The sequence below is a fragment of the Persicitalea sp. genome, from assembly GCF_041751555.1.
GTDB lineage: Bacteria > Bacteroidota > Bacteroidia > Cytophagales > Spirosomataceae > Persicitalea.
Window position 1 is genome coordinate 1 of sequence record NZ_JBGSXF010000163.1, and the last position, 8,492, is coordinate 8,492.

At 51.4% G+C, this 8,492-nt stretch carries 9 protein-coding genes; 7 read left to right on the forward strand and 2 right to left on the reverse strand.

Annotated elements, in window-relative coordinates; genetic code table 11:
* Together ACEW8P_RS05615 and ACEW8P_RS05620 are read left to right on the forward strand one after the other, a co-directional pair.
* A partial coding sequence (locus tag ACEW8P_RS05615; protein WP_373512124.1) for a multicopper oxidase domain-containing protein occupies positions 1-1,405 on the forward strand: 1,405 nt, incomplete at its 5' end.
* 47 nt (positions 1,406-1,452) lie between these two features.
* Positions 1,453-1,908 (forward strand): DUF305 domain-containing protein, encoded by a 456-nt coding sequence (locus tag ACEW8P_RS05620; protein WP_373512125.1) that lies wholly within the window; start codon positions 1,453-1,455, stop codon positions 1,906-1,908.
* A gap of 13 nt (positions 1,909-1,921) precedes the next feature.
* Here the strand turns inward: ACEW8P_RS05620 and ACEW8P_RS05625 are convergent, their stop codons facing one another.
* Both ACEW8P_RS05625 and ACEW8P_RS05630 read right to left on the reverse strand, forming a co-directional pair.
* Positions 1,922-2,356 carry a hypothetical protein gene (locus ACEW8P_RS05625; RefSeq protein WP_373512126.1) on the reverse strand — a complete coding sequence of 145 codons (435 nt, stop codon included), beginning with the start codon at positions 2,354-2,356 and terminating at the stop codon, positions 1,922-1,924.
* Positions 2,353-2,658: a hypothetical protein gene (locus ACEW8P_RS05630; RefSeq protein WP_373512127.1), complete on the reverse strand. Its 306-nt coding sequence runs from the start codon at positions 2,656-2,658 to the stop codon at positions 2,353-2,355. The genes ACEW8P_RS05625 and ACEW8P_RS05630 overlap by 4 nt, the downstream gene beginning before the upstream one ends.
* Positions 2,659-2,911: 253 nt before the next feature.
* On the opposite strand from ACEW8P_RS05630, the gene ACEW8P_RS05635 reads away from it, so the two are divergent.
* The 5 genes from ACEW8P_RS05635 to glgP all read left to right on the forward strand — a co-directional run bounded on the left by ACEW8P_RS05635 (position 2,912) and on the right by glgP (position 8,440).
* Complete coding sequence (locus ACEW8P_RS05635) at positions 2,912-4,414, forward strand: M28 family peptidase (protein WP_373512128.1); 1,503 nt, start codon at positions 2,912-2,914, stop codon at positions 4,412-4,414.
* Between the two features lie 38 nt (positions 4,415-4,452).
* Positions 4,453-4,914 (forward strand): GNAT family N-acetyltransferase, encoded by a 462-nt coding sequence (locus tag ACEW8P_RS05640; RefSeq protein WP_373512129.1) that lies wholly within the window; start codon positions 4,453-4,455, stop codon positions 4,912-4,914.
* Between the two features lie 92 nt (positions 4,915-5,006).
* Entirely contained in the window at positions 5,007-5,981 is a 975-nt protein-coding gene (locus ACEW8P_RS05645) for a polyprenyl synthetase family protein (RefSeq protein ID WP_373512130.1), read from the forward strand.
* A gap of 12 nt (positions 5,982-5,993) precedes the next feature.
* Positions 5,994-6,614 carry a rhomboid family intramembrane serine protease gene (locus tag ACEW8P_RS05650; protein WP_373512131.1) on the forward strand — a complete coding sequence of 207 codons (621 nt, stop codon included), beginning with the start codon at positions 5,994-5,996 and terminating at the stop codon, positions 6,612-6,614.
* A gap of 176 nt (positions 6,615-6,790) precedes the next feature.
* Positions 6,791-8,440, forward strand: coding sequence for an alpha-glucan family phosphorylase (glgP, locus tag ACEW8P_RS05655; RefSeq protein ID WP_373512132.1), 1,650 nt, complete (start codon positions 6,791-6,793; stop codon positions 8,438-8,440).
* Positions 8,441-8,492: the final 52 nt, after the last annotated feature.

Below are 8,492 nucleotides of genomic sequence, written 5' to 3' on the forward strand. Positions count from 1 at the left end.
CATGCGCATGGGCGCTCCCGCCACAAAAGTCAACCCTTCAACCGAGGAGCCGCAGAAGTTGATGGCGAACTGGGGCATGAAGATGGAGGGCATGGACGGAGACATGAAGGGAATGGATCACGGAAAGATGGATCATTCCAAAATGAATCACGGCAAGAAAAAGAAGCCACAGGCAGAAATGTCCGGCATGGACCATTCAAAGATGGATCACTCCCAGATGAACCATGCTAAAACGGAAAGCAAAAAAGATACGATGGCGATGGATCGTTCCAACCATGAGAATAGTAAAAAGATGGCGGGGATGGAAAAGCCCATGAAAGAGGATGAGATGAAGGATATGCCCGACATGGACATGCCGGGTATGGATATGTTTGCCGAGTATAACTACGACTACCTGAAATCGCCCGCAAAAACGACCATCTCTACCGATCCTGACGAGGAACGGCCCGTTCGCCGCATTTTGCTGAATTTGACTGGCAATATGTGGCGGTACATTTGGAGTATGAACGGGGTGCCGCTCAACGAAGCCGATAAGATCAAAATTGAGAAAGGCGAGGTCGTACGCATCACGCTCAACAACCTCACCATGATGCATCACCCGATGCACCTGCACGGTCATTTTTTCCGGGTACTGAATAAAAATGGCGAATACTCCCCGCTAAAACATACCGTGAATGTAGCTCCAATGGAGAAGGTGACCATCGAGTTCGACGCCAAAGAATACGGCGACTGGTTTTTCCATTGCCATGTGCTGTACCACATGATGAGCGGCATGGCGCGGGTGTATAGTTACGACACGCTCCGCGATCCGCGCATGGCAGACTACCCACTCAAAACACTACTCAACGAAGGCAACCACTTTTACAGTTGGGGTACGGCAGATGTGGCCTCCCACATGACGCACCTCAATTTGGTTTCGTCCAACCTTCGCAACCAGTTTAACGTCCGGGCTGAGTACGGCTGGAACAAGCGCATGGAGGCCGAAGTCACCTACGAGCGGTACATCTACGACTATTTCCGCGTGTTCGGTGGTGTGAACGTGGAGAACGAGCGCGAAGAAAAACCCAGCGAACTAACTACCACCGCTATTGGCGGCATTCGCTTCCTGACTCCTTATCTCTTCAACCTAGACCTGCGGCTGGACAGTAAACTACGTCCACAGATCAGCCTGAGTCGCGAAATTATGATTTTTCCACGTACGATACTTCATGGCGAGTACGAGTATCAGGCCGACTTCGGCTGGACCAAACGCCCTGACCGCGAAGGAGTGCTGGACAACGGCGCATACCGCCGGGAGGTCACTTGGTCGGTGGGACTGGAGTACTTCCTGTCGCGCAATGTCTCGTTGACGGGCAGCTACGAAAACCGCTTTGGAGCGGGAGGAGGGATTTCGCTGCGCTTCTGACAAAGCGATTTCGCCTATCTTTTTAAAACTCACCTTTTTTTGAACCAATGAATAACCACAAAAGCTACCGAACCTTTGCCCTGATGCTGGCCGCCTCGTTCGTCATCATGTATGCCGTCATGTTCCTGAACGTAGACAGCCTGGATCACATTTATTTAAGCACCACCCGGCTCTATATGACTTTGCTGATGATATCGCCGATGGCAATATTGATGCAGGTCTTCATGCCAAATATGTATCAGGACAAAAGATTAAACGTCATCATCGTGACGCTGAGCATTTCGGTATTCATCTCCGTGTTTGCTTTTTTGAGAAATCAGTCCTTCGTAGGCGATGTGCAGTACATGAAGGCCATGATCCCGCACCACTCTTCCGCCATCCTGACGAGCCAGAACGCCATGTTGCGTGATCCGGAAGTCAGGAAACTGGCCAATGACATCATCAAAGCGCAGGAAAAGGAAATTGCGCAGATGAAAGCAATGCTCGATCGCCTGAACGATTAGAAAAGTACTGCCTCTACTCTATTTCGGCTAAGGCCGCCGCGTTGGCGGGTACTTCCACGAGCCCATCCGTGACTACATAAGGACACAGAATGCAAGCCTGCGGGCCGTGCTGCTTGTGCCAGCGGCAGCGCGGTCTGATTTCGCAGCGTGGTAGTACATCCGGCGGCGGTTCGGGCAAGTTTGCATTAGCCTGCATTAGTCTGGCTATCACCCCGCACTGTCCCGAACTCCACTGCCCGCAACCTGACTTCACGCATTTGTTGGCAAAGCGAAAATGTTTTGCAGGAGCTGAATGATGTTCGGCCACTTTTTCCAGAAAAGCCTCGGTGACAGGCATCGTGCGGGGCAGGATACTCACCTGCCCATTGTGGCCAACCACGCCCAGCAGGAGCGCATCCTTTTCAGGGGATGCGCTCGGGCAAAGCGTGTCGTTCGCTGACGGTTTCATTGTCCAAAGCGTTTGTTGACTCGGTCAAAATCTCCCTTAAATCCCGGGAGGTCGAAGACATCCTTGTTTCGCCTCAAATAGATACCCAACCATTCTCTTGGAAAAACGAATACTCCTGGTGTTCCTTTGGGCCACCACGGTTTGGGCCGATCGTCGTCATCCGGATTGGGCGTGTAGCCAGCCAGTTCGCTCATGACCGCTTCCTGGATTTTGGCTTCGAGACGTTGCGCGGCGGCGGCCGACAGCTGGACGTCGCCCAAATCCACGTGGAATTCGCTGGTTTTTGCTTTTTTTGCTTCCATAACTTAAAAGGGTTTAGAAATAGTGGATTCTTTGTTCGGGAAGAATCCATACCCGTCACACTATCACCATTTTCGTAAGGGTTTCGCCAAACTACCAAGTGTTCTGGTGACGATACAGGTGATTGATCATTAGTCGTAGTTTTAGATCAGTTAGGAAACATCCCGGCCAGGATTTTTCTATTTTTGCCTATTCACTACAAGCCTGACTCCTGGTACTGACTGAGGTTTGGGCTGCTTTACCAATTCATTTATCATGAAAAAGTTATTTACCACCAGTTGGCTGATCATGGGATTCCTAGTCACCGGCTTTGCCCAAAATAAAGCTTCCCTCCCCGAATTTGATCTCCAAAAACCTGAACTGGAAGCTCATATGCGGTTTCTGGCTTCGGACGAGTTGATGGGCCGCCGCACTGGCGAGCAGGGCAACCTCGTCGCCGCCCGCTACGTGGCCGAGCAGTTTCGGCGCTACGGCTTGGCGAACGCCCCACAACAAACATCTTTCATGCAGACCGTACCGCTCGAAAAAATGGGGGCCTTGGGAAAAGGCAATCTCTTCGTCGGGACTGACACGCTGCGCTCGGGGCAAGACTGGATTCTGATGTCGGGTAGTGCTTCGGATATTGATGCCCCGCTGGTGTACGCGGGTTTTGGGCTGGAAAACGCCGCCAAAGGCTGGGACGACTACAAGGGGCTGGATGTCAAAGGAAAAATCGTACTGTTACAAAGTGGCTCGCCGGAGGCAACTTCTCCAATAGAGATCATCACAGCCTCGGACGGCAAGCGCAAACTCGCGGCCGAAAAAGGCGCCGTTGGCATCATCGAGATTTTTAAAGCGCCCGTTCCCTGGAATTTTGTCACGAAATTCTTTGGTGGGGAGCGCGTGGCCCTCGCACCCGACGGAAAAACTGTAACGCTTCCGCATGCCTGGATCAATGGACAGGAATCGAAATTCACTAAAATGCTCCGCGCCACCGACAAGATGCGCTTTCAAACTACTGGTCGCAGCTTCCAAACAGTGAACGGCTACAACGTAGTCGCTTACATTGAAGGCACGGATGCCAAACTCAAAGATGAATACGTGCTGCTCTCCGCACACTACGACCACGTGGGCGTGGGCAAGCAGGGCGGCCAGCCCTATTCGCCTGAGGACAGCATTTTCAACGGTGCGCGCGACAATGCCTTCGGAACCGTGTCACTATTGGCCGCCGCCGAAGCTCTATCGAAGCAGCCGCCGAAACGTTCGGTGCTGTTGGTGGCCCTGACAGGCGAGGAGGTGGGATTACTGGGCAGTAAGTACTACGCCAGTCATCCCCTCCTACCCCTGAACAAGTGCATTTTTAACCTCAATACCGACGGCGCGGGTTATAATGATACCAGCATTTTGTCGGTCATTGGTTTGGATCGCACAGGCGCACGAGCCGAAATCGAGACAGCCAGCAAAGCTTTCGGGTTAGATGTGGTTGCCGACCCGGCCCCCGAGCAGGGACTTTTTGACCGCTCCGATAACGTAAGTTTTGCCAAAGTGGGCATCCCTGCCCCCACCATTACGCCTGGGTTTAGAACTTTCGATGCCGAACTCATGAAAAACTACCATCAGGCTTCGGACAATCCCGAAACGATCGACTTCGGCTATCTCCTCAAATTCTCGCAGGCCTACGCCTACGCTGCTCGCCTCATCGCCGACCGGGCGCAGGCTCCGCAATGGAGCAAGGGCGATAAGTACGAAGAAGCGGCCAAAGAACTGTATAGCAAGTAGAACCCAGATAGTCAGTTGCTTACCGAATAAATTCCGAGATGATTGCGCTGCGAAGAACCGATTCCCAAAACCAGGACTTCATCGATCTGGTGGCTTTACTGAATGCCGATTTGAAAATGCGCGATGGCGAGGACAACGCTTTCTATTCCCAATTCAGCAAAATAGACCTAATCAAACACGCCGTGGTGGCTTACGATGGCGAATATCCAATCGGCTGCGGAGCCATTCGAGAATATCAGCCAGACCGGACGGAGGTGAAACGGATGTATGTCACACCGGAAGGCCGGGGCAAGGGGGTTGCCACAAAAATCTTAGCTGAATTAGAAAGCTGGGCTGCCGAGTTGGGCTGCCGATACTGCATTCTTGAAACGGGAAAAAGACAGCCTGAGGCCATCGCTCTCTATAAAAAAATGGGTTACCGTATTATTAAAAACTATGGCCCGTACGCCGGGGTCGAAAACAGCGTGTGCTTCGAGAAGCGTATTCTGCGGGATATTTAGGTACTTTGCAGCCTTCTGCCGGAAGGGATTTTTATATTTTACAAAACCCTATCCGCCCGAATGAGGTTGAAGAGAGCAGAATTGACCCGCGAATGACGACACCCGACCAATTGCTGCAAGCTTTGCAGACCGAAATCGAGCAAAACAATTACGGCGACCAGCCCGCCGAACTTTACGAACCCATCCGGTACATCATGTCGCTCAGCGGCAAAAGGTTGCGCCCGCTGATGACGCTCATGGCCGCTGCCCTCTACACTGACGATTGGCAGAAAGCCTTGAAACCTGCTCATGCTGTTGAGGTTTTTCACAACTTCACGCTCATGCACGACGACATCATGGACTGCGCCCCGTTGCGGCGCGGTCAGCCCACCGTGCACGAGAAATGGAACGCCAACATCGCCATCCTATCGGGCGACGTCATGTTGGTGCGAGCCTACGATTTGTTGCTGGATGTAGAGGGTAATCACATCAAGCGTGTCCTAACGCGCTTCAACGACACAGCGGCGGCGGTCTGTGAAGGCCAGCAGCTGGACATGAATTTCGAGACACGCTGGGACGTGACCGAAGCGGAGTACCTGAACATGATTCGGTTGAAAACTTCCGTTTTGCTGGGCTTTGCGCTGGAATTGGGCGGCATCGTCGCCGGAGCCGACAAAGAAGCCACCACACTCCTCTACCAGGCGGGCGTTAGCATGGGCATCGGCTTCCAGTTGAAGGACGACTTGCTCGACGTATATGGCGACCCGGCTAGATTTGGCAAACAGGTTGGCGGCGATATTATAGCAAATAAGAAAACATTTCTACTAATCGAAGCACTCGAAAGAGCGAAAGGCTTGACCAGAAAGCAACTGGACGATTGGCTGGATGAAAAAGATTTCGACAAAGAAGAAAAAGTAAAGACCGTTACCGACATCTATGATTCGTTAAAAATCCGCACCTTTACCGAACAAAAAATCACCGAACACTTCGATCAAGGCTTCGACTGTCTGGAAAGGCTTAAAGTCGACCCCACCCGCAAAAAGCCGCTTTTGAGTTTTGTACATCAGTTAGTGGAGCGGGAAAATTAATATAGAATAACCATGTCACTTACCCTCATCATTATCCTCGTTACTGTCGCCATCAGTTATTACGCCTGGAAGAATCCTTCTACGCTGGAAAACATGGTTTTGAACCCCTACAAAGTTTCCAAGAAAGGGCAGTACTACCGCTTTATTACCTCCGGCTTTGTCCACGCTGACTTCATGCACCTGCTGTTCAACATGCTTACGCTCTGGTTCATTGGCGAGGGCATCGAGCGGTTATTCGGCATGTTATTCGGCGGCAACGGGCGGATATACTTTGGTGCGTTGTACCTTTTGGGCATTATTGTCTCCGACATTCCTACCTTTTTGAAGCACCGCAACAGTTCCGGCTATAATTCGCTGGGTGCATCGGGCGGCGTAGCGGCAGTACTATTTGCGGCGGTACTTTATGCGCCATTATTGGAAATTTGCCTGTACTTCTTACTGTGTATTCCTGGCTTTATTTTTGGAATACTGTTTATCGGGTACTCCTACTACGAATCTCGGCGCGGTAGCGGTTTTGTTAATCACGACGCTCACATGTACGGTGCCATCTTCGGGCTGTTGTTCATGGCGGCGGTCTATCCGGCAGCGGTGCCTGGCTTCTTTGAGCAAATCAGTGGCTGGCGACTGTTTTAATGCTCCCCAAATTTCTCGCAAATCTTCTCTCAGGAACTGAAAAAGTCGAAAACTTTTTTTCGCAACTTTTTGATTGATAGCAGTTAATCTATTCTCAATTCTCGGCTTCCACTACCAATTCACAAAACGGCACGGATTTTTATGAATTCGCGGCTGAACTTAAACTACCACTTTACATGAAATCCAAAACTTCGTTCACCATACCTTTTAAACATCCCATTAATCCCGACGACAAATTCAAGAAGTCGGTCGCGTACTTTTCCATGGAATTCGCCGTGGATCAGGCGCTGAAAATTTACTCCGGTGGCCTGGGCTTTCTGGCCGGGTCGCACATGAAAAGCGCCAACTCCTTGAATCAGAACCTCATTGGTGTCGGGATGCTGTGGAAACACGGCTATTATGACCAAGAGCGGAACCAGGATAATAGCATGAAGCCGGAGTTTCGGGAGAAGATTTACCACTACCTCATCGATACCGAAACCAAAGTCAGTATTGAAATCGCGGGCAAAAAGGTATGGGTTCACGCCTACTACCTACCGCCCGACGTGTTCGATACGGCCCCGATGTTTCTGCTTACGACGGACACGGAGGGCAACGACCACGAGGCTCGTTCGATTTCTTACAATCTCTACTCTTCCGACCCCGCCACAAAAGTCGCACAGTGCATGGTGCTGGGCATTGGCGGCACTAAAATGCTCGACGCTCTGGAATACGAACCGGAGGTGTACCACTTTAACGAAGCCCACGCGCTGTCGGGGGCGTTTTATTTGTACCAAAAATTTAAAACCGCGTCGAAGTTGAAGAAGCGGTTCGTGTTCACGACCCACACACCCGAGGAGGCCGGGAACGAGAAGCACGACATCACTTTTCTGAAAAATATGGGCTTCTTCGCCGGACTGAAACTGGAAACGGTGCGTAAGATCACCGGGCAGAAAGACAGCGTTTTCAATCACTCGCTGGCCGCGCTGCGCCTGGCCCGTAAGGCCAATGGCGTGTCAAAATTGCACGGCGATGTGTCGCGGCAGATGTGGGGCGGCTACGACAAAATTTGCGAGATCGACCACATTACCAACGCCCAGAACCAAACTTATTGGACCGACGAAACGTTGGAAGCCGCCCGCCTGGCAAAGGACACAAAAGCGATCATGGCTCGTAAAGAAGAACTCAAAAAAGAGCTGTTCAAAACCGTGGCCGATCAGTGTGGTAAAATCTTCGATCCCAAAGTACCGACCATTGTGTGGGCAAGGCGCTTCGCGGCTTACAAGCGGGCCGATATGCTGACCTGGGACCGGGAGCGCTTTGACCGATTGATGAACAACTCCAAGTACCCCGTCCAGATCATCTGGGCAGGAAAGCCCTATCCCAAAGATATGGGAGCCGTCGAAACGTTCAACGGGCTGGTGTATCTCAGCAATATGTACGACAACATGGCGGTGCTGACAGGCTACGAATTGGCGCTTTCCAAACTTATGAAAGACGGCTCCGACATTTGGCTCAATAACCCCATAGTGACCCGCGAAGCCTCCGGCACCAGTGGCATGACTGCCGCTATGAATGCCTCGCTCAACCTCTCGACCTACGATGGCTGGATCTGCGAGTTTTCCGAACACGGCCACAATTCTTTTCTGGTACCCGTAGCCACGGGTGAAGACATCAACAAACAGGATATGGAAAACCTGTTTGATTTAATCGAGAACGAGGTGCTGCCCACGTATTATGACCAGCCCGAAAAATGGCAGGAAATGGTACTGGAAAGCATGAACGATGTTCACGATTTTTTCGGCTCCGACCGTATGGCGACGGAGTATTATGAGAAGTTGTACTAAGGTTGAGATTGTAAGCTAAGACAAAGGGGCAAGAGCATTCTTGTTCCTTTTT

Excerpts from the sequence above, each read along its gene's own strand:
- ACEW8P_RS05625 (WP_373512126.1), bottom strand. The coding sequence starts at position 2,356 with ATGAAACCGTCAGCGAACGACACGCTTTGCCCGAGCGCATCCCCTGAA.
- ACEW8P_RS05650 (WP_373512131.1), top strand. The coding sequence starts at position 5,994 with ATGTCACTTACCCTCATCATTATCCTCGTTACTGTCGCCATCAGTTAT.
- ACEW8P_RS05640 (WP_373512129.1), top strand. The coding sequence starts at position 4,453 with ATGATTGCGCTGCGAAGAACCGATTCCCAAAACCAGGACTTCATCGAT.
- ACEW8P_RS05630 (WP_373512127.1), bottom strand. The coding sequence starts at position 2,658 with ATGGAAGCAAAAAAAGCAAAAACCAGCGAATTCCACGTGGATTTGGGC.
- glgP (WP_373512132.1), top strand. The coding sequence starts at position 6,791 with ATGAAATCCAAAACTTCGTTCACCATACCTTTTAAACATCCCATTAAT.
- ACEW8P_RS05635 (WP_373512128.1), top strand. The coding sequence starts at position 2,912 with ATGAAAAAGTTATTTACCACCAGTTGGCTGATCATGGGATTCCTAGTC.
- ACEW8P_RS05620 (WP_373512125.1), top strand. The coding sequence starts at position 1,453 with ATGAATAACCACAAAAGCTACCGAACCTTTGCCCTGATGCTGGCCGCC.
- ACEW8P_RS05645 (WP_373512130.1), top strand. The coding sequence starts at position 5,007 with ATGACGACACCCGACCAATTGCTGCAAGCTTTGCAGACCGAAATCGAG.